The organism is Marinobacterium halophilum (assembly GCF_003014615.1).
GTDB lineage: Bacteria > Pseudomonadota > Gammaproteobacteria > Pseudomonadales > Balneatricaceae > Marinobacterium > Marinobacterium halophilum.
In genome coordinates, this window is record NZ_PYGI01000002.1 from 243968 (window position 1) to 265517 (window position 21550).

The window sequence follows — 21550 nt, forward strand, 5'->3', positions numbered from 1 at the left end:
TTTTTATCCGTGCTCAGGGCGCAACCGGCACCGAGAGCACGTCATGAAGCGACTGGATCAGACTTCGAACGGGTGGCGCAGTACGATGGTTTCGTTACGCTCAGGACCGGTAGAAACAATATCGATCGGCGCTTCAACCAGCTCTTCCAAGCGGCTGATGTACGCACGCGCGCTCGCCGGCAGCTCGTCCAGGCTTTTCACACCAACGGTGGACTCGCTCCAGCCTGCAACCTGCTCGTAGATCGGCTCAACACGATCGTAGTCTTCACTGCCACTCAGCGAGCTGACCGCGTTGCCATCCGCATCCTTGTAACCGACACAGATGTTGATATGCTCCAGACCATCCAGTACATCCAGCTTGGTCAGACAGATGCCGGACACGGAGTTGATCTGGATTGCATGACGCAGCGCAACCGCATCGAACCAGCCACAACGACGTGCGCGGCCCGTGGTCGCACCAAACTCGTGACCCCGTTCAGCCAGACGCTGACCCACACCGCAATGCAGTTCGGTCGGGAAAGGACCGCCGCCAACGCGGGTGGTGTACGCCTTGGTGATACCGAGAATGTAATCCAGATACAGCGGACCGAAACCACTGCCAGTCGAGGTGCCGCCAGCAGTCGTGTTGGAAGAGGTCACATACGGGTAGGTACCGTGATCGATATCCAGCAGCGAACCCTGAGCACCTTCAAACATGATGCTCGCGCCCTGCTTGCGCAGCTCGTGCAGCTTGGCGGTCACGTCAGTGATCATCGGCAGCAGTGTTTTCGCCATTTCCATGCAAGTGTCGAACGTCTGCTGGAAATCAACCGGCTCTACCTTGTAGTAGTGCTGCAATGAGAAGTTGTGGTACTCCAGCACTTCCTTCAGCTTCTCGGCAAAACGCTCCGGATGCGCCATATCGCCCAGACGCAGGCCACGACGTGCCACCTTGTCTTCATATGCAGGACCAATACCGCGACCGGTCGTGCCGATTTTGGCATTGCCACGCGCCAGTTCACGCGCCTGATCAAGAGCGACATGATACGGCAGAATCAGCGGACAGGCCGGACTCAGCTGCAGGCGCTCACGCACAGGCACACCGCGACCTTCCAGTTCAGCGATCTCTTTCAGCAGTGCTTCCGGCGACAGGACAACGCCGTTGCCGATCAGGCAGAGCACATTCTGACGCAGAATACCGGAGGGGATCAGGTGGAGAACGGTTTTCTCACCATCGATGACCAGCGTATGCCCCGCATTATGTCCGCCTTGAAAGCGTACAACGGCAGCTACCTGCTCGGTCAACAGATCAACGATCTTACCTTTGCCTTCATCACCCCACTGGGTGCCCAGAACAACGACGTTTTTACCCATTGCTGTCTCGAATACTCGTTAATTATCAAAAAATTTTGCGATCAAAGACCAATCAGGACCCAGTCGCTACCTTCACGCACCAACTGCTGACGGTAACGGTCATCACAATCGACCTCGCCTTCCAGTCGCTGCACGACGCGCTTTCCAGACTGACGCAGCTGAGCAATAGCGGCCTGTAGACCTTCTTCAGCTTCTCCTGCGGGAGCCAGAATCACGTCTTCCGCCTGATCAGCCAGTTGGCCTGACAGGTCCATCAAAGTCTTCAGATCGGCACTAAAGCCGGTCGCCGGGCGCGCACGCCCGAAATCACGTCCAATATTGTCGTAACGCCCACCTTTCGCCAAAGCCTGGCCAAAGCGTGGGGTGTACGCGGCAAATACGATACCGGTGTGGTAGTGATAGCCGCGCAGTTCACTGAGGTCGAAATAGGTATCCACATCGGCACAGCGTGCGCCGATACGCGCCGCCAGGTCCGCCAGATAGTCAACCGCCGCCAACAGCTCGGTGTCTGCCGCAAACAGCGCACGCGCACGATCCAGCACTGCAGCACCGCCGTTAAGGCGCGGCAAGGCACTCAACCACTCGCATGCCTGGGCATCCAGAGTGGACAGTCCAGCGACAAAACGATCGATTTCCGGCAATGCCTTACGCTGCAGCATGTCCTGATAGTCAGCCTGCTGCTGCGGCTCAAGGCCACACAGCTCCATCAAGCGACTGAACACGCCTACATGACCCAGGTCGAGACTGATACGGTCTTGTACACCCACTTCAGTCAGGGTGGCCAGCATCAGCGCGATCACCTCGACATCACTGTCGGGGCCCGCGTGGCCGTAGAGTTCCGCACCCAACTGCAACGGGTTGCGTGATGCCAACATGTTGGCGGGGTGGGTATGCAGCACGGAGCCACAGTAGCACAAGCGACTGGCTCCCTCGGTACGCAGACGGTGTGCATCGATGCGTGCAACCTGAGGCGTCATATCTGCACGTACGCCCAGAGTGTGGCCACTGATACGGTCGGTGACCTTGAAGGTGTTGAGGTCAAGGTCATGACCAACACCGGTAAGCAAGGATTCAAGGTGTTCCGCGATCGGCGGCATCACCAACTCGTATCCCCAGCGGTGATAGAGGTCCAGCACCTTGCGGCGCATCAGTTCAACTTGCCGCGCCTGCGGCGGCAGCAGCTCCATTATTCCGTCGGGCAGCAACCAGCGATCTGCCAAGGCCATGCGTTACTCCGCTGTCATCAGGTGGTCTGAGTCACAAAAAAACCGGGCACAGACCCGGTTTGATTAACTATATCATGAAACCGGGCACCAAAGGCACCCGGTTTTCACTGTACTATTGCGCCGCGGACGCCCCGGTTGAGCTGTTCAGATAACGGAAGAACTCGCTCTTCGGATCCAGCACAAACAGGTCGCCATCACCGGAGAAAGACTCCTTGTATGCCGTCAAGCTGCGGTAGAACGCGTAGAACTCGGGATCACGCTGAAAGGCTTCGGCATAAATACCGGCCGCCAGAGCATCACCCTCACCACGCAGAGTCTCCGCTTCACGGAACGCATCAGCCAGGATGACGGTGCGCTGACGATCGGCATCGGCACGAATACCTTCAGCCAATTCACGACCACGGGCACGCAGTTCACGCGCCAGACGCAAACGCTCGGTACGCATACGCTCGTACACCGAAGATGAAACTTCCTGCGGCAGATCAATACGCTTGACGCGCACATCAATGACCTCAACCCCCAGCTCGGACTGCGCCAGATCGCTCAGGGCACGAATGACGTCGCCCATCACCTCTTCACGCTTACCGGATACCAGCTCAGTCAGCGTACGCTCACCGAACTGGTTACGCAGACTCGTTTCGATACGGCTCGACAACAGGTCAGCAGCTCGGAACTCATCACCCGACGTGGCGGTATAGTACTTTTCGACATTGTCGATCCGCCACTTGATGAAGGAGTCCACGATCAGACGCTTCTTTTCCAAAGTCAGGAACGCCTGCGGACGCGCATCCAGGGTCATGATCCGACCTTCGAACTTGCGAATGGTGTTCACAAACGGAATCTTGAAATGCAGACCCGGCTGAATGTTGGCTTCGACAACTTCACCAAAGCGCAGCTTGATGGCACGCTCGGTTTCTTTGACGATATAGACGGATTTTGAACCGACCATCACGACCAGCAGCAGGGCAATCAAGCCAAACATGGATGTAGGTTTCATTAACGTCCCTCCCTCAGGCCTGAAGTGGTCTGCGAACGCTGGCGCGTTTCTTCGATGACCTGATCGGCAATCTGACGCATGGTGTCTTCATCCAGACGCATACCCCGTGCAGATCCATCACTCACCGGCTGCTTTGCAGTCAGACGATCCAGCGGCAGATACATCATATTGTTGCCACCGTCGACATCAACAATCACCTTGCCTGTACGTCCCAGCACGTCCTGCAGAGTGTCGATGTACAGACGCTCACGCGTGACGACAGGTGCCTTCTGGTACTCGGTCAGCAGTGCCTTGAAACGGCTTGCTTCACCGGTTGCCTTGGCCACAACCTCTTCACGATAGGCGTTGGATTCTTCCTGCAAACGCTGCGCACGACCACGCGCTTCCGGCACGATGCCATTGGCATAGGCTTCCGCTTCATTCTTGGCACGCTGCTCATCTTCACGCGCCTTGATCACATCATCAAACGCATCCTGCACCTGACGTGGTGCCTGGGCGTTCTTGATGTTGACCTTGGAGATACTGATACCGGTGGTGTAGCTCTCCATGTAGCGCTGCAGACGCGCCTGCACTTCCAGTGCCAGCGTGTCACGCCCTTCAGTCAGGATACTATGCATTTCGGACGTGCCGACCACGTGACGCAGTGCCGACTCGGACGACTGGGCCAGACTGTCACTGGGGTCACGTACCTTGAGTGCAAACATCATCGGATCCGACACCACGTACTGCACCGTCATATCCACATCGACAATATTTTCGTCGGCGGTCAGCATCAGTGAGCGGTGATCATACGAACGAATCCGTGTGGTGTTGACCTTGGTGACATCATCAACCAACGGCGGATTCCACTGCAGACCCGGCTGTACGGTGTCATGATATTTACCCAAACGCAGTACGATGCCACGCTCCTGCTGGTCGATGGTATAGAAACCCATACCTGCCCAGAAGAGTGCTGCCAGCACAATCAGTACGACAATAAAGCCACTGCCGCCACCTGCACTGCTGCCACCGCCACCCGATCCGCCACGCTTCTTGCCGCCGCCAAAGATACCGCCAAGGCGGTCTTGCAGCTTGCGCATTGCTTCATCAAGATCCGGTGGTCCCTGGTCGTTACCGCCACCGCGTTTACCGCGGTTATCGCCGCCGCCACTCCAGGGGTCATGGTTGTTACCATTACCGCCAGGCTCATTCCAGGCCATAGTGCTCTCCGTTATAAACCGCTTAATTAACTGGATTGTAAATTCTGCACGTTTTGTTACGCCAGTCCCGCTTCATCGACAAGCTCCGGCAGGTATTGTTCCTGCGCGATACCCAGACGACTCAGAATACGCTTGAAATCCTTCATCTGCAGACGCACGTCCAACAGCATATGCCCATTCTCATCGACCGTTTCGTTAATGACCGCGCCCTGCGCATACAATTGTGCCCGCAGGTTACCATCCGCCGGGGTCAGTTTCAGCTGATCATGAAAGATCTCTTCGCCCAGACGCTCACTGATCGCTGCCAACAACAGCTCGATGCCTTCACCACTGACGGCAGATACCCAAACACGCCAAGGCACACCGTTTTCATCACGATCGACACGTGGCTCGGTACCCGGCATACAGTCAATCTTGTTATATACCTGTAGTACGGGCACTTCCGCAGCGCCGATCTCTTCCAGCACATGCTCGACCTGCTCAATGTGACCGAGACGTTCCTCGTCATAACTGTCGATCACATGCAACAGCAGACCCGCATCCGTCGTTTCCTGCAGCGTAGCACGAAAGGCTTCAACGAGCTTGTGCGGCAGATGACGGATAAAACCGACCGTGTCCGCCAGAATTGCGGCCCCCACATCGGCCAGTTCAATTTTGCGCAGTGTCGGATCAAGTGTTGCAAACAACTGGTCGGCCGCATACACATTGGCCGTGGTCAACCGGTTGAACAGGGTTGATTTGCCCGCGTTGGTGTAACCGACCAGCGATACCGTTGGCACCTCGGCACGCTGACGCGCACGTCGTCCCTGGTCGCGCTGTTTACGCACTCTCTCAAGCCGTTTGAGAATGGATTTGATGCGCACGCGCAGCAGACGTCGATCGGTCTCCAACTGGGTTTCACCCGGACCGCGCAAGCCAATCCCGCCTTTCTGACGCTCAAGGTGGGTCCAGCCGCGTACCAGCCGCGTTGACATGTGCTCCAGCTGTGCCAGCTCAACCTGCAGCTTACCTTCATGTGTACGGGCACGCTGGGCAAAGATATCCAGGATCAGACCGGTACGGTCCAGCACACGGCACTGCAGTTCGCGTTCGAGATTGCGCTCCTGCGCCGGTCTCAGTGAATGGTTGAAGATCACCAACTCGGCCTCATGCTCATGCACCAAGTCACGCAGCTCTTCAATTTTGCCCTTGCCCAGGAAAAACTTTGGGCTGGGCTCCGCGCGAGACCCGGTCAAAAACGCGACCGGATCGGCACCGGCTGAAAGTGCCAGCTCTTCAAGCTCACGTGGATTTTCGCGATCGGCCTCTCGGGCCAGTTCTACATGGACGAGGATCGCGCGCTCGCCGGATTCGGGACGTTCGAAAAACAATTAATACCTCAATCCGCAGGATTATCGTCGGCCACAGGCAGCTTGACCGGACGGGCAGGCACTACTGTAGAGATCGCATGCTTGTACACCATCTGGCTGACAGTGTTTTTCAGCAGGATCACGAACTGATCGAAGGATTCGATCTGGCCCTGCAATTTGATACCGTTAACAAGGAAGATCGATACCGGAACTCGCTCCTTGCGCAGCACGTTAAGGTAAGGGTCTTGTAGTGATTGCCCTTTTGACATTGCAAACTCCTTCCAGAATTGGAAATCAATTTATAGTGTAGTTATAAGATTCGGATTAAACAGACTCGGAGCATACACCTGCATGAACAGAGTTTGCGCGCGATGATACCGGATTTCATTATATAACGGCAGCATCCGACAGTTTCAATACGTCGGCAACTAAATTCGATGACTCGCTTTCCAGCCAATGTACGCCGTCCCAGCCCCGCAGCCAGGTCAGCTGTCGCTTGGCCAGCTGTCGCGTCGCCACGATCGCCTTATATCGCATCATCTCGCGATCATATTCGTCATTGAAATAGGACCACATCTGCCGATAGCCGACACAACGGATCGACGGCATGTTCGCCTGCAGGTCGCCACGCTCCCAGAGTGCGCGGACCTCATCTTCAAAACCGGCCTGCAACATGATATCGAAACGCTGCTCGATGCGTTGATGCAGACGCGAACGCTCCCCCGGCGACAAGGCAATGGGAATGATATCGAACGGTAAGGCGGCATCGCCCTGCTCGCGCCAATGTTCGCTGATCGGCTTACCGGTCAATTCAACCACTTCCAGTGCTCGCTGCAGCCGCTGGGCATCATTGGGCTTGAGCCGCCGAGCGCCTTCCGGGTCCAGCTCAGCCAGGCGGGCATGAATCGCGGGCCAACCGCGCTCGGCGGCCTCTGCCTCGATACGGGCACGAATAATCGGATCAGCCTCAGGCAGATCAGCCAGCCCCTGCTGCAACGCATTGAAATAGAGCATGGTGCCGCCCACCAGCACCGGCACTCGGCCGGCCTGCTGGATCTCCGTAATCGCCTGCAGTGCATCTGCCCGAAACTGTGCCGCCGAGTAGGCCTCAACCGGATCCAGAATATCGACCAACCGGTGCGGATAGGCGCGCAGCACCTCCCGTTCGGGTTTCGCGGTGCCAATATCCATGCCCCGATAGATCATCGCGGAGTCGACACTGATCAGTTCGCAGGGTAACCGGTCACACAGCTGCATCGCCAGATCGGTTTTGCCGGAGGCAGTTGGCCCCATTACACATATGACACTGGGCTTTTTAGCCGCCGAATGCTGCATTACTGTCCCCGCAAAAAGAGTTTATCCAACTGGGCCAGTGACAACTGGGTCCAGGTCGGGCGTCCATGGTTACATTGCCCACTGCGCTCAGTCTGTTCCATATCCCGCAACAGTGCATTCATCTCCGGCACGGTCAGCTGACGATTGGCGCGCACGGCGCCATGGCACGCCATGGTTGCCAACAGCTCGTTCAGGTGTGCCTGGATACGATCACTGGTACCCACTTGCAACATGTCCGCCAACACATCGCGCACCAGCTGTTCCACATTCGCCCGCGCCAGTGCCACCGGTACCTCACGGATAACCAGCGACTCCTCAGCCATCCGCTCAAGACGGAAGCCGAGTCGATGAAACTCATCCGGGCACTCTTCGGCAATATCCCCCTCACGGGCGCTGACCGCCAAATTGACCGGCACCAGCAGCGGCTGGCTGCGGATGCGATCCTGCTCAAATGCCACTTTCATGCGCTCATAGACAATGCGCTCATGGGCGGCATGCATATCCACCAGCACCATACCCTCGGCATTCTGCGCCAGAATGTAGATACCGTGGAGCTGTGCCAGCGCATATCCAAGCGGAGGCATCTCCTGCTGTTCATACGACGTCCCTGTTACCTGTGGTGCCACACCGGCGGGCTGATGGAGAGCGGCATAGCCCTGGATCTGCTCCTGCACTTGCCGTGGCGAACCCGCACTGCCGGCATAACCCAGCCCCATCGGCCGCTGACGCAAACTGGACAGATCCGCCGACGGCGCACTCATCGGCGCTTGCGCTCCGCCCAATGAAGGTTGCGACGACATCGGCTCCTCTGGTGCGCCATGTACCGGGGCAACATCCTGTGGCCGCAGGTCAGCGATCACTCGATAGAGCGTCCGGAAAACAAAGTCATGCACCAGCCGGCTCTCACGAAAGCGGACTTCATGCTTGGTCGGATGTACGTTGACATCGACCAGCGCCGGGTCCAGCTCGAGATACAGCACATATGCCGGATGCCGACCATGAAACAGTACATCCTGGTAGGCTTGGCGCACGGCATGAGTCACCACACGGTCACGAATGACGCGGCCATTAACGAAAAAATACTGCTGATCGGCATGCGCGCGCGAGAAGGTTGGCAAGCCCATCCACCCCCACAGCCGAAGCCCTGACGCCTCCGCCGCGATGTCCAGCGCCACTGACTCGCCCACAAACGCCTTGCCCAACAACTGTGCCAGCCGCTGCTCACGTGCCTGCTCCGTGTCAGCAGGGCGTAACTGGTGCACCACCTTACCATTGTGGCGCAGTGTAAAGCCGACGTCATAACAGCTGAGCGCCAGACGCTTGACCACCTCTTCCAGATGGCGGAATTCGGTTTTCTCGGTTTTGAGAAACTTGCGCCGCGCCGGGGTATTGAAGAATAGATCCCGAACTTCAACGGTCGTACCCGGCGGGTGCGCCGCCGGTACAACATCAGCCGTCATGTCTCGCCCCTGTGCCGACACCGCCCAGGCATTGGCCTGCTCAAGCGGTCGAGAAGTCAGCGTCAGCCGCGAAACCGAGCTGATACTGGCCAACGCCTCGCCACGAAAACCAAGACTGCCCACGGCCTCCAGGTCCTCCAGCGCCGTAATCTTGGAGGTGGCATGACGGCTCAGTGCTAACGGCAAATCATGGGTATCGATACCACGGCCATTGTCACGCAGCCGGATCAGTTTGATGCCGCCCTGCTCGACATCCAACTCAATCCGGTCGGCACCCGAGTCCAGACTGTTTTCCAACAGTTCCTTGACCACCGACGCGGGCCGTTCGACAACCTCGCCAGCCGCAATCTGGTTCGCCAGTTGCGGTGATAACAAATGAATACGTGACATAAAACCCTAATGATTAACCGGCAGGAATACGCAGCATCTGGCCGACACGGATACGATCACCGTTGAGCTTATTGGCACGGCGCAGCACCTGCAGCGAAACACCATTGCGCTGAGCAATGACGGACAAGGTATCACCGGAGACAACCCGGTACATTTTTTCGCCACCGGCAACCATATTGCCGGATTGTTTGGCCCAGGCGATATAGGTCGCTGCAGGCGGCTTTTCCTGAAAGTGATCGATTATGCCACGGTAAACCGCTTCCGCCATCTGCCGCTGATAGCTTGAGGTACGCAGCTTGCGCGCCTCACCCGGGTTGGAAATAAAACCGGTCTCAACCAGGATAGACGGAATATCCGGCGACTTGAGGACCACAAACCCGGCTTGCTCCACATGTTTTTTATGCATGTGCGCAAAGCTGTCCATATTACCGTGAATCCGTGAAGCCACCTGATGACTGTCTTTGCGGCTGGCATTCATTGACATGTCCAGCAATACACTGGCCAGAACATCATCCTTGTCATCCAGACTGAGGCTTCCGACCCCGCCGATAAGGTCAGCACTGTTCTCACGCCGCGCCAGCCAGCGCCCCATCTCGGAACTGGCCCCGCGCCCGGACAGCACCCACACCGAAGCCCCACGCGCACGCGCATCCTTGAAGGCGTCCGCATGAATGGAAACAAACAGGTCAGCATTGCCTTGACGCGCCTTGGTGGTCCGCCCCCGCAGGCTGATGTAGTAGTCACCGGTACGGGTCAGCACGGCTCGATAGCCCGTGCGCGCATCAATCAACTGCTTGATCTTCTTGGCAATCGCCAGTACCACGTCCTTTTCACGCACGCCGCCCGGGCCGATGGCCCCCGGATCTTCGCCCCCGTGACCCGCATCGATCATGACAACAATATCGCGCTTTCCGCTTACGCCCGGCACCGGCACCACCGTTTTGGTGACCATCGCCTGCTCACCCATATCCAGATCGACGACAAGGCGATGCCCGTACTGCTCATTCGGCTTGAGATCAAAACTCTTGGGCCGCACTTTCTGTTTCAGGTCGAGCACGATGCGCAAGCCATCGCCACGCGTGCTGTGACGGATCTCACCGACCGGGCTTTTATCCAGCCCAAGATTGGTCAGCGAAGCCTTCAATTGCGCCTGTTCGACGTCAATCACCACACGGTCCGGGTTCGACAATGTAAACAGCTTGTGTTCAACCGGTCCGGACAGGTCAAACACCAGACGAGTGTTGTCCGGTGCCAACCAGGCCCGCACATTGCGAATTTCTTCTGCTGCCTGCAGCGTCATGGCCGTCAGGCACAACAATGCAGCACCCAGTAGTTGTCCGAATGTTTTCATTGGCCCCCACATGCTTGATCAGTCCGCTTGGTCAGGTTATCGACCAGCTGCTGCCCTTTTTGAGTGTTGGTCAGCAGTGCCAGCTGACGCCCTTCCCCGGACAGGCTCAGCCGGATTTCAAGATCAGGCACGGGCAACATGCCCTGACCCTTTTCCGGCCACTCCACCAGACAGAGCGCATCATCAGTAAAATAATCACGAATGCCGAGGTATTCCAGCTCTTCAGGGTCTGCCAGCCGATATAAATCAAAGTGGTACACCGTACCGGCCGGCGTCTCGTATGGCTCAACCAGTGTATAGGTCGGGCTTTTCACCGAACCGGTATGGCCGCAGCCGCGCAGTACACCACGGCTCAGGGTTGTCTTCCCCATCCCCAGATCACCCAGCAGAAAAATCACGGCACCGGCGTCAATCGCCTGTGCCAATTGGCCACCGAAATCGGTCATCGCCTGCTCATCGGGGAGATAGAGTTTCATCGCCTGTTTCCTTTATTCAATACCACTGAGTACCCGGCGCACTCGGCCAATCAAGTCGGTCGCCAACAAACCACGCTCACCCTGGTCGGCCACACAAAGATCAGCCGCTCGAGCATGAGCATACACACCGGCTCGTGCCGCATCCACGGCACTCAGCCGCTGCGCGCGCAGCGCACCGATGATACCGGAGAGCACATCCCCCATGCCACCACAGGCCATGCCGGGATTACCCGCATTGCACAAATGCATGGCATCGCCATCAAAACTGAGACTGCCCGCGCCTTTGAGCACGACGGTTCCACCCAGTTGAGCCTGCAGCTCACGCACCGCACGGAAACGGTCCTGCTGCACATCTGCCGCTTCCCAACCCAACAGCCGTGCAGCCTCCCCTGGATGTGGCGTCAACACCCAGTCATGTCGACCGGTATCATTCTGCAATTTACGCGGCAACAAATTCAATGCATCGGCATCCAGCACCAGCGGACGGCCGGAATTCAGCGCCTGCTGCAACAGCTGATCAGCCCAGGCGGACTGGCCCAGCCCCGGCCCTACCACCAGTACATCGGGGCGTTCCAATAACGGCTGCAGATCCTGTCCCGAGTTGACCCCGGTCACCATCACCTCCGGTGCTCGGGTCAGTGCCGCCGTCACATGCTCAGGGCGGGTCGCCAACGATACCAGCCCGGCACCGCTACGAGCGGCAGCCTCGGCCGCCATTAAAGCTGCACCGCCCATGCCGTGATCCCCGCCGATCACCATGACATGACCGAACAGCCCCTTGTGCGACGAACGCCGACGCGGCGGCAACAGATTGGCCAGATCATCGCGATCGGTACGAAAGGCACTGAGCGGCACTTCTTCATACACTTCATCCGGCAACATCAGGCCGTCAAACAGAACCTGACCACAATGGTCTACCCCTTCGTGGGTCAACAGCCCCTGCTTGAGCGCAATAAAACTCAAGGTCAGGTCGGCCCGGACCGCAACCCCGAGCACACGCCCCGTGTCGCTGCACAGGCCCGAAGGAATATCTACCGCCATGACCGGTCGAGGTGAACGATTGAACTGACGAATCAGTTCGGCCACTTCACCCCGGACCGGGCCATCAAGCCCAGTGCCCAACAAGGCATCGACCAACACTTCACCCTGCAGTTCCGTACCCGACTGCCAAGGCGTCAACTCGACACCCACAGCCTGCGCCCATTGCCAGGCCGCCAGTGCTTCTCCCTGCAACCGCTCGGCAAACGCAGAATTGAGCACCAGCACCTGCACGTCGATACCATGCTGCTGAGCCAGCCCCGCCATGATCAGGCCATCGCCGCCATTATTACCGCTACCACAGGCGACCGTGAGCCGCCGTACCGAAGGCCAGTGCGCCAACAACTCCACAAATGCGGCGTGACCGGCACGCTGCATCAACCGAAAACCGGGAATACCGAACTGTTCGATGGCGCTACGATCCAGGGCACGGCTCTGTTCAGCCGTGTATAATGCCCCTGGCAGCTCTGCTCTGCTCGTCATGGCTTTCTCCTTTCGTATCAGTTCATTATAGAGGATGGACTGAGCAGGACACACCCGGTTCCGTTTATGTCCCAATTCAGCACCGAACAGCTCGACGCCCTGGCCCGGGCACTCAAACTACAGGCTCGCACCCTGGGCTTTCAGGACTGTGCCATTACCCTGCCGGATGCCCACCAAGAGGCTGAAGCCATACAGCACTGGCTGGACAAGGGCTATCAGGGCAGCATGGACTACCTGACCCAGAACGTCGAGAAGCGGCTGGACCCGACCCTGCTGGTGCCCGGCACCCAGCGCATCATCATGCTGCGCATGGATTACCTGCCCGCCGGGGCTCCGATCACTGGCATCCTGCGCAACCCGGACAAGGCCTACGTTGCCCGCTACACCCTGGGGCGCGATTATCACAAACTGATTCGCAAGCGCCTCAAACAGTTAGGACAGTGGTTGGATGCACAAGTGGAGGGAGCTGAGGTACGTTTTCGCCCGTTCGTCGACAGCGCACCGGTATTGGAACGACCACTGGCACGCAATGCGGGTCTTGGCTGGATCGGCAAACATACGCTACTGCTCAATCGTCAGGCAGGATCATGGTTTCTGCTGGGCGAACTGTTCATCGACCTGCCGCTGCCGATTGACCCACCGGAAACCGAATCACACTGCGGCCGCTGCAGCGCCTGCATCGACATCTGTCCCACCCAGGCCTTCCCGGAACCGGGCGTACTCGATGCGCGCCGCTGCATTTCCTACCTGACCATCGAACACCGAGGCAGCATTCCGCCGGAACTGCGGCCGTTGATGGGCAATCGCATTTTCGGCTGTGACGACTGTCAGCTGATCTGCCCCTGGAACCGCTTTGCCAAACGCAGTGACGAGCCTGATTTCCAGCCCCGACACGGCATTGATCAGGCGGGCCTGCTGGAATTGTTCGCATGGGATGAAGAGACGTTCCTGAAGCGTACGGAAGGATCCGCCATCCGGCGTACCGGCTACGAAGGCTGGCAACGTAATCTGGCGGTCGCGCTGGGTAACAGCCGCGGCGGCGACGCGGTAACCAAAGCACTGCAGGGACGCCGCGAACAGAGCAGCGCACTGGTACAGGAACATATCGACTGGGCGCTGCAGCAGCTCAGAAACGCTGCAGGCCCGTCGCCGCTGCCGATTCTTGATCATCCGGGCGCGCGGCGTCTGCCTGAATGATTTACAGGCGGAAGAAATGGCGTCGGTAGTGACGCAGCTCCTCGATCGATTCACGGATGTCATCCAGTGCCAGATGCGTGCCCTGCTTCTTGAAGCCTTCCAACGCCGACGGCTTCCAGCGCTTTGCCAACTCTTTGATGGTACTCACATCCAGATTGCGATAGTGGAAGAAGGCTTCCATCTCCGGCATGTAACGCCACAGGAAGCGACGGTCCTGGCCAATGCTGTTGCCGCACATCGGTGACGCACCCTGTTCGCTGTGCTCACGCAGGAAAGCCAGCATCGCCTGTTCCGCCTCGGCTTCGCTGACAGTACTGGCACGTACCCGGTCGGTCAGGCCTGACTGGCCATGCGTGCGTGTACACCACTCATCCATACGCGACAGCACCGTGTCCGGCTGGTGCACAGCAATGACCGGCCCCTCGGCAATAAAGTTCAAGTCGGCATCAGTAATGATGGCGGCCATTTCAATAATACGGTCGGTATCCGGGTTCAACCCGGTCATTTCAAGATCAATCCAAATCAGATTATCCTTGCGCGCCATGCACCTTTCTCCCCTGGCAAACTGTCAATTTCACTCGGATTGGAATACCTTAGCACGTCAACTACAGTAGCAGTGAGCGAGTGATACCGGCTGGTATGGGAAAACGTAAAGTAAACCGGCGTCAGGCCTGGCGCATCAGCAAGATCCAGGAAGAGCGTACTGCCCGTGCGCAGCGACGTGACACCCTGGTCGAGGATCAGCTGGAAGGGGGCGATCTCGGCCCTGAACAGCAGGGTCTCATCATTTCCCACTTTGGTCGTCAGGTCGATGTCGAGGTACTCGAAGGCGAGCACAAAGGGGATATTCAGCGCTGTCACATGCGTACCCACCTGGGTCAACTGGTCACCGGCGATCGGGTTGTGTGGCGCCGCTCTGCCGATAGCGGTGTGGTAGTAGCCACACTGGACCGACACAGCGAACTGATGCGCCCCAATAACCACGGCGAACTTAAACCCGTGGCAGCTAATATCGATTACATTGTCATCGTCATTGCAGTTGAGCCCCATGCCCACGCCAACCTGATCGACCGCTACCTGGTCGCAGCCGAAGCCAGCGATATCGAACCGGTTCTGCTGCTGAACAAGGCCGACCTGCTCACCGCTGAAAATCGCGAGCGCCTGGAGCCACTGCTGGAACAGTACCGCGAACTCGGTTACCGCACCCTGCAGGCATCGACTGCCAGCAGCCACGGTCTGGATGAACTCAAGGCGCTGCTGGCCGACCATATCAGTGTGTTTGTAGGCCAATCCGGGGTCGGCAAATCATCCCTGATCAACAGCCTGCTGCCAGGTTCCGACCTTAAAGTGGGTGCGCTTTCCGAGCAGAGCCGCAAGGGCAAACACACCACAACGACAGCGCGTCTCTTTCACTTCCCCGACGGCGGCGACCTGATCGACTCCCCGGGGATACGTGAATTTGCCCTCTGGCACATGACAGAAGAACAGGTTCTGGACGGATTCCGCGAACTGGCCGCCCTGCGTGGCTATTGCCGTTTCCGCGACTGCCGCCATGAGCAGGAGCCCGGCTGTGCGTTTCTGCAGGCACTTGAAAACGGTGACATCAGCATCCCGCGTTTCAACAGTTACCTACAGATTCTGAACTCGATGCAGGACAACCGCTGACCGATGGAACAGAGCCAGCCAACCGCGACCGGTACGCCCTACGGCCTCGATGCCTGGGCCGACTATCTCGAACATAAGCCATTGCCGGTCAGGGTCAGCATTCTCGCCCGCTTCCGGCGTCTACTGGCCAGCGACCGTACCACCTTGCAACAATTGACCCAGCTGGTCAGTTCAGACCCTGTACTCAGCCTGCACGTCACCCGGGTCGCACAGCAATTGCATCAACGCAAAGGCACCACCGTCACCGGCATTCAACATGCGGTTGGGTCGGTCGGACTGGAACAACTGGGACAGTTGACCCGCGAACTAACCAGCCTCAAGGTCAACCCCAACAGCATGCAGCAGAAGATGTACTTCCGCGCGATTGCCGACAGCCTGCATGCCGCTTTCCAAAGTGCCGAACTGTGCCGCCAGCGTGGTCTGCCCTTTGTTGAGGAGGTCCGGCTGGCGGCTCTGCTGTACGGTTCCGTGCACTGGCTACTATGGCTGCACGCGCCCCTGCACAAGCAGCATTACCAACAGCGCGTATTGCTGCAGGGTGTCGATGTTGCCCTCGCCGAGCAGGATATTTTCGGCTGCACCGCTCAGGCACTGGGTGCCGAGCTGGGCCGTCGCTGGGGGCTGCCGCCTCTGACCCTTGAGGCATTGAGCCACACCACTTCACCCAATCGTGACACCTTGCAACATCTGCATCGCCGTGCGGTGAAAGACCCGGCGCTGGGCAAGCTGGAGCTGCGTGAAATCAACCAGCTGACTCAACAGCGCTTTTTCCCGGTCAAGCTGGGCAACTGGCTGGCCCTGACCACTACCCGCGGCTGGCAAAGTGACAAGGCCTTGCGGCTACTCGATATTCTGGCCGACTATCTCAGCACCGATCGCAGCCGTCTTGCCGCACAGCTGCACCAGTATTGCGCCGAGGCCGCACGTTGCTATCACGTTGCCGGTACACTCAGCCCGGCAGCCGAAATGATCATGCTGCCAAGCGTTACCGAGCAGCCGCTGACCGGGTTGATCCCGGCCACGGAGCTTAAACGCCTGACACGCGATGGTGCGTTTCCGCCACTGATGCCCAAACCCAAAGCTGCGCCACCCTCCCCGGCAACAGCACCGACCACGCCTCCGGTCACACAGCCCCAGAACCCGGCACTCTATCAGCAGCTGCTGGCACGCCTGAACAGCAATGAGCCCACCTTCAACAAACCGGCACAGGTGCTGCAGGTGCTGTTACAGGGAATACATCTTGGGCTCGGGCTACCGCGCTATGCGCTGCTGCTGGTCAATACCCAAAAGCAACAACTGCAATGCGCGCACAGCAAAGGGTTGCCGGACACACACCCGCTGAAAGCACTTGCCCTGAGCCTGGACGTTCCCAGCCTGTTCAAGCGCCTGAGTGAAAAACCTGCCGGTATCTGGCTGCACAGTAAAAACCGCAACGCCTTGCAGGCGATGCTGCCCGAAGCCTTCACGGATTGCCTGGATGACGGTGATTATGCACTGATGTCGGTGTTCAATCGCGACACCCCAGTTGCCGTGATCTATGTCGACAGCTTGCCGGAACATGCGAGCCTATCCGACTTTCAGTTCGATCAGTTCCGTCTAGTCTGTGCTGCAGCCACTCAAGCACTGCGTCGTCTCGCCTGACCGCTTTGCGTATGCGGCCGGCTTCGCTATGATCCTCACAATACCGAACACCTAATGGATACTGCCATGTTGTCTTTACCACTGGTCATCGCCCCCGAGGCACTTGCTCCCCATTTGCAGGCTCCCAACCTGTTGATAGTGGACCTGTCCACACCCGACAACTACTACGCAGGCCACATCCCCGGTGCTGTCCATCTGGACCCGGCGCGACTGATGTGTGGCGAAGAGCCGGTCCCCAACAAGATCCCCAATGCCCAGCAGTTGCAGGCACTGTTTTCCGAGTTGGGCCTGACACCGCACACTCAAGTGGTCGTCTATGATGACCAGAAAGGACTGCTGGCCGGGCGCATGATCTGGACACTGAACAGCATCGGTCATGAGGCGGCCAGTGTCCTGGATGGCCATCTTCAAGCATGGAAAGCAGCAGGCTTGCCACTGGAGCAGCAGGCAAACACGCCACAGCCCGGTGACGTTAAACTGCAGGATGTGCCAACTCTGCGCATGAGCGCCGAACAGATCCTCGCGCAACTGGATAGCGGCACTCTGTGCATCTGGGATGCCCGCTCCGATGCGGAATACCGTGGTGAAAAAGTGGTCAATGCCCAGCGCGGCGGCCATATTCCGGGAGCACTCAATCTTGAATGGACCGAACTGCTGCAACCCGGCCTGATCCCGCGGCTCAAGCCCCGTGACCAGCTAATCACCCTGCTCGCCGAAAAAGGTATCGACACCCGCAAGCAGGTAGTAACCCATTGCCAAACCCACCGCCGCTCGGGCTTAACCTACCTGGTTGGAAAGTGGCTACAGATCCCGCAACTGGCCTGTTATGACGGTTCCTGGTTTGAATGGGGCAACCGCCCCGATCTGCCGGTAGAGACCGATCAATGTCCGACTGAATAAAGTGAGAACATCTTGAACGATTCGCTGTTTATCCTGCTGCAGAAAATCCTGCCCCAGCACTTGCTGTCACGTGCTGTCGGCAAATTGGCCGAATGCCGCATCCCCTGGGTCAAAAACCTGTTCATCAACTGGTTTCGCAAACGCTACCAGGTCGATATGAGCCAGGCCCTGCAGCCCGACCCCGAGGCATATGAGCACTTCAACGCCTTTTTCACCCGCGCGCTGACCGCTGAAGCACGACCGTTGGACAACACCGCCGGCGCCATTCTGTCGCCCGCCGATGGTGCCATCAGCCAACTCGGTGCCATCGACCATGGCCGCATCTTTCAAGCCAAGGGGCACAGCTATGCGCTGAGTACACTGCTGGGAGGTGATCTGGAACGTGCCAAGCCGTTCATCAACGGCCGGTTCGCTACCGTCTACCTGTCACCCCGCGACTATCACCGCGTCCACATGCCGATCAGCGGCACACTGCGTGAAAGTGTCTATATTCCGGGAGACCTGTACTCGGTGAACCAGGTGACTGCAGCCGGTGTGGATAACCTGTTTGCACGTAATGAACGCCTGGTCGCCATCTTCGATACCGAACTGGGTCCCATGGCGATGGTACTGGTCGGGGCCATGATCGTGGCTGGTATCGAAACCGTCTGGAACGGTCAGGTTGCACCGCTGCCGCGCCAACCGCTGACATTGACCCCGCCTCCGGGCCAGGCACCGATTGAACTGGCTGCCGGTGAGGAAATGGGACGTTTTAAGTTGGGTTCAACCGTTATTCTTCTGTTCGGCCCCGATGTCATGGACTGGACCGAGCAACTGTCAGCCGGTGACAGCGTGACGATGGGCCGTGCGATCGGCCAGCGCCATACCGCACAATAACCCTGAACATCACGGGCTGATAACGGCCCGTTTATTGTTTAGACTGAATGCCATCTGGTTTTCAATGGAGATCAACACGTTATGCACGCACACTGGCTTACATTGCTGCAACAGCCGGGTATTCAGCTGGCCGATGACCGGGTCATCAGCACCCCTGCACACGCACAGCCCACCACCCTGGTTCCGCTGACCAATGCCTGCGTTATTTCGGTCTCCGGTCCGGAGGCACATAAATTCCTGCAGGGACAGCTGAGCTGTGACCTGAACACGGTTAACAGCACCGGCTCCCTGCCCGGTGCCCATTGCAACATCAAGGGGCACATACACAGTTTGTATCAGGTCATCCATGCCAGCGACGCCTGCTACTGGCTGCGTACACAGTCCACGATGGCAGCAGATGCCCTGGCTCTGCTGAAGAAATACATCATGTTCTCCAAGGCTGAAGCCGCGCTGGAAGACGACCTCCTGGGCATTGGCCTGCTCGGCAGCGGTGCCGCCGCGTTGGCTGAACGCCTCACCGAAGCGTTCCCGGGGACTGCCCTCGTACGTCACAGCGAGACCCTGATCGAACTCTGGTGTGCCGCCGATCAACTGGCCGACCTGATGGCCATGGCCGAAGCAGCAGCCGGCATCGGTTGCAGCAACGATTGGGAACTGGCGGCAGTTGATGCCGGTATTCCCGAGCTGTTTCCTGCCACCCGCGAAGCCTTCATCCCGCAGATGATCAATCTGCAGGTTTTCGAGGGCGTCAGCTTCACCAAGGGCTGCTACACCGGTCAGGAGATCGTCACCCGTCTGCAGCACCGTGGCCAGCTCAAGCGTCCTATGTATCTGGCCGAGGTGGAAACGGAACAGGCACCGGAAGCAGGCACCCGACTGGCCAGCGCCAGCAAGGAAAATGTTGGCCAGATCGTCCGCGTCGCGCAATGCGGTGATCACCGTTACCGGGTATTGGCCGTGATCGTCAAGGACCAGGCCGAGCAGCAGTCGATCCATCTGGAAAGCAGCGCAGGTCCGGTGCTGAGCATGAAAGCTCTGCCGTATACTCTTGACCCACGCCTGTTTGAAAGCAAACGCTGAGATACCTGTACAACTGGTGCGTTTATTGACTTCAATCGGCAGAATGCTGTTCACATTCTGGTAGACTTGTGCCAGAAAATTACAGCAAACTCGGGCTTAATACCGGGGCAGGTTTTACGCTATGCTCTGTTCTGGACCCAATTACATAAAGGAATACACCATGCTTCGGAAGGTATGCCTCCTGGCCATCGGTAGCGCAGTGCTTGCGGGTTGCTCCACCCACACATCACAAGCGCCCATCGCTTCCACCTACCCCATTTCTGAGCAGCAGAAGATGCAAGCCGCTCATCACTGGGATGTACTGGCGCAGCATCAGGCTGAGCTGCTGATCCAGAGCGACCTGCTGAAAAGCCAGCCGCTGTTCATCAAGGGTGCCGACAAGGCAACGCCGTTCAGCACTGCATTTGATACCCTGCTGACCAGCCAGCTGGTTGCGAACGGTGCCTACGTTAAAACGACACCGAACCAGGCCGCCGAAGTCAGCTACAAGGTTCAGGTCGTCAAGCACAAGGACCGCGGTTACATCCGCGCACCGGAAGGTGCCATGACCACTCTGGCCGCCGGCATCGCTGTTGCCACCATCCCGTTCAACAACTGGGCCGAGCCTGCACTGGCGCTGATCCCGGCGGCAGCTGCAACTGACCTGTTCAGCGGCAGCTGGACCAGCGAGACCAGCCAGGAAGTCGTGATCACCACGCAGGTGACCATGGCCGAACAGGTCGTGTATTCCGACTCCAGCATCTACTACATCAACCCGGGTGACAACGCTCACTACATCACACCGAGCACTCGCTCTGTGCCGGTCAGCAGTGAATGGTAATCAGGGGAGATATGGTCATGTTGAAACGCTACAAACAGTTACTGGCAGCGGGTGTAATCGCCACCGCCATGCTGGGTACCGCGGGCTGCAGCAGCACGCAGAAAACCAGCTCACCGATGAGCGCGGAAGTGGATCTGATCCAGGAAGTCAAAACCGCCGCCAGCCAGCTGATGGCGGGCACCAAAGGTCTTGACGCTGATGCACCGGTACTGGTCGCCACCTTTGCCAATATCGATGATCTGCAGCAGTCGTCCACTTTCGGACGCACACTGTCCGAACAGTTCACCAGTGCCCTGTCCAATCAGGAACTGATGGTCACTGAAGTCAAAATGCGCGATAGCCTGTTCGTCAAGGAACGTACCGGCGAGCTGATCCTGTCCCGCAAACTGCAGTCACTGATGCTGGCCCATGATGCTCAGGCCGTACTGCTGGGTACCTATGCCATTGGCGGCAGCAACATCTATGTTAATGCCCGCATCGTACGTACCAACGACAATATCATCCTCGGCTCTCACGACTTCAGCCTGCCGCTGAACCGTGATATCAAGGCGATGTTGCCGCGCCAGCGTTAAGCCTGGCTGCACCCTGAAAAAACCGGCTGAACAGCCGGTTTTTTTATGGCTATGTCTGAGTTAGTTGTTGTGGATATCGCTCAATAGCTTCTAACAAACATAGCTCAGCTGTTATTCCAGTAGAATAACGTTCCAGCATCCG

At 58.1% G+C, this 21550-nt stretch carries 20 protein-coding genes; 8 read left to right on the forward strand and 12 right to left on the reverse strand.

What is annotated here, in order from left to right; genetic code table 11:
- Nucleotides 1–57 precede the first annotated feature (57 nt).
- From CLV44_RS02475 to CLV44_RS02525, 11 genes are all read right to left on the reverse strand, one after another.
- Nucleotides 58–1353, reverse strand: coding sequence for an adenylosuccinate synthase (locus CLV44_RS02475; protein WP_106590517.1), 1296 nt, complete (start codon nucleotides 1351–1353; stop codon nucleotides 58–60).
- Between the two features lie 41 nt (nucleotides 1354–1394).
- Nucleotides 1395–2579, reverse strand: coding sequence for an ATP phosphoribosyltransferase regulatory subunit (locus tag CLV44_RS02480; protein ID WP_106590518.1), 1185 nt, complete (start codon nucleotides 2577–2579; stop codon nucleotides 1395–1397).
- Nucleotides 2580–2691: 112 nt separating this feature from the next.
- Entirely contained in the window at nucleotides 2692–3576 is an 885-nt protein-coding gene (hflC, locus tag CLV44_RS02485) for a protease modulator HflC (RefSeq protein ID WP_106590519.1), read from the reverse strand.
- The gene (gene hflK, locus CLV44_RS02490; protein WP_106590520.1) at nucleotides 3576–4775 is read right to left on the reverse strand and encodes an FtsH protease activity modulator HflK; all 1200 of its coding nucleotides are present in this window, start codon (nucleotides 4773–4775) and stop codon (nucleotides 3576–3578) included. Before hflK ends, hflC begins: the two co-directional genes overlap by 1 nt.
- 56 nt (nucleotides 4776–4831) lie before the next feature.
- Complete coding sequence (gene hflX / locus CLV44_RS02495; RefSeq protein ID WP_106590521.1) at nucleotides 4832–6145, reverse strand: ribosome rescue GTPase HflX; 1314 nt, start codon at nucleotides 6143–6145, stop codon at nucleotides 4832–4834.
- A gap of 8 nt (nucleotides 6146–6153) precedes the next feature.
- Nucleotides 6154–6393, reverse strand: a complete 240-nt coding sequence (gene hfq / locus CLV44_RS02500) for an RNA chaperone Hfq (RefSeq protein ID WP_106590522.1) — start codon at nucleotides 6391–6393, stop codon at nucleotides 6154–6156.
- Nucleotides 6394–6511: 118 nt separating this feature from the next.
- Complete coding sequence (gene miaA / locus CLV44_RS02505) at nucleotides 6512–7417, reverse strand: tRNA (adenosine(37)-N6)-dimethylallyltransferase MiaA (protein ID WP_245912572.1); 906 nt, start codon at nucleotides 7415–7417, stop codon at nucleotides 6512–6514.
- Nucleotides 7418–7458: 41 nt separating this feature from the next.
- Complete coding sequence (mutL, locus tag CLV44_RS02510) at nucleotides 7459–9309, reverse strand: DNA mismatch repair endonuclease MutL (RefSeq protein ID WP_106590524.1); 1851 nt, start codon at nucleotides 9307–9309, stop codon at nucleotides 7459–7461.
- A 13-nt stretch (nucleotides 9310–9322) separates the two neighbouring features.
- Nucleotides 9323–10660, reverse strand: coding sequence for an N-acetylmuramoyl-L-alanine amidase (locus CLV44_RS02515; protein WP_106590525.1), 1338 nt, complete (start codon nucleotides 10658–10660; stop codon nucleotides 9323–9325).
- Nucleotides 10657–11136 carry a tRNA (adenosine(37)-N6)-threonylcarbamoyltransferase complex ATPase subunit type 1 TsaE gene (gene tsaE, locus CLV44_RS02520; protein ID WP_106590526.1) on the reverse strand — a complete coding sequence of 160 codons (480 nt, stop codon included), beginning with the start codon at nucleotides 11134–11136 and terminating at the stop codon, nucleotides 10657–10659. The genes CLV44_RS02515 and tsaE overlap by 4 nt, the downstream gene beginning before the upstream one ends.
- Before the next feature lie 12 nt (nucleotides 11137–11148).
- Nucleotides 11149–12657, reverse strand: a complete 1509-nt coding sequence (locus tag CLV44_RS02525) for an NAD(P)H-hydrate dehydratase (protein ID WP_106590527.1) — start codon at nucleotides 12655–12657, stop codon at nucleotides 11149–11151.
- A 66-nt stretch (nucleotides 12658–12723) separates the two neighbouring features.
- On the opposite strand from CLV44_RS02525, the gene queG reads away from it, so the two are divergent.
- Nucleotides 12724–13854 carry a tRNA epoxyqueuosine(34) reductase QueG gene (gene queG, locus CLV44_RS02530; RefSeq protein WP_106590528.1) on the forward strand — a complete coding sequence of 377 codons (1131 nt, stop codon included), beginning with the start codon at nucleotides 12724–12726 and terminating at the stop codon, nucleotides 13852–13854.
- Nucleotide 13855: 1 nt separating this feature from the next.
- Here the strand turns inward: queG and orn are convergent, their stop codons facing one another.
- Nucleotides 13856–14398 carry an oligoribonuclease gene (gene orn, locus CLV44_RS02535; protein ID WP_106590529.1) on the reverse strand — a complete coding sequence of 181 codons (543 nt, stop codon included), beginning with the start codon at nucleotides 14396–14398 and terminating at the stop codon, nucleotides 13856–13858.
- A gap of 95 nt (nucleotides 14399–14493) precedes the next feature.
- Here orn and rsgA point away from each other — a divergent pair, with 95 nt between their 5' ends.
- The 7 genes from rsgA (at nucleotide 14494) to CLV44_RS02570 (ending at nucleotide 21408) form a co-directional block, all read left to right on the forward strand.
- Nucleotides 14494–15519 (forward strand): small ribosomal subunit biogenesis GTPase RsgA, encoded by a 1026-nt coding sequence (rsgA, locus tag CLV44_RS02540; protein WP_106590530.1) that lies wholly within the window; start codon nucleotides 14494–14496, stop codon nucleotides 15517–15519.
- Nucleotides 15520–15522: 3 nt separating this feature from the next.
- On the forward strand, nucleotides 15523–17160 hold the full coding sequence (locus tag CLV44_RS02545) for an HDOD domain-containing protein (protein WP_106590531.1): 1638 nt from the start codon (nucleotides 15523–15525) through the stop codon (nucleotides 17158–17160).
- Nucleotides 17161–17226: 66 nt separating this feature from the next.
- Nucleotides 17227–18060, forward strand: coding sequence for a sulfurtransferase (locus CLV44_RS02550; protein WP_106590532.1), 834 nt, complete (start codon nucleotides 17227–17229; stop codon nucleotides 18058–18060).
- A gap of 12 nt (nucleotides 18061–18072) precedes the next feature.
- The gene (gene asd / locus CLV44_RS02555) at nucleotides 18073–18936 is read left to right on the forward strand and encodes an archaetidylserine decarboxylase (RefSeq protein ID WP_106590533.1); all 864 of its coding nucleotides are present in this window, start codon (nucleotides 18073–18075) and stop codon (nucleotides 18934–18936) included.
- Nucleotides 18937–19017: 81 nt separating this feature from the next.
- The gene (gene ygfZ, locus CLV44_RS02560; protein WP_106590534.1) at nucleotides 19018–20016 is read left to right on the forward strand and encodes a CAF17-like 4Fe-4S cluster assembly/insertion protein YgfZ; all 999 of its coding nucleotides are present in this window, start codon (nucleotides 19018–19020) and stop codon (nucleotides 20014–20016) included.
- 160 nt (nucleotides 20017–20176) lie between these two features.
- On the forward strand, nucleotides 20177–20836 hold the full coding sequence (locus CLV44_RS02565) for a hypothetical protein (RefSeq protein WP_106590535.1): 660 nt from the start codon (nucleotides 20177–20179) through the stop codon (nucleotides 20834–20836).
- A gap of 17 nt (nucleotides 20837–20853) precedes the next feature.
- The gene (locus tag CLV44_RS02570) at nucleotides 20854–21408 is read left to right on the forward strand and encodes a FlgO family outer membrane protein (protein ID WP_106590552.1); all 555 of its coding nucleotides are present in this window, start codon (nucleotides 20854–20856) and stop codon (nucleotides 21406–21408) included.
- Nucleotides 21409–21550: the final 142 nt, after the last annotated feature.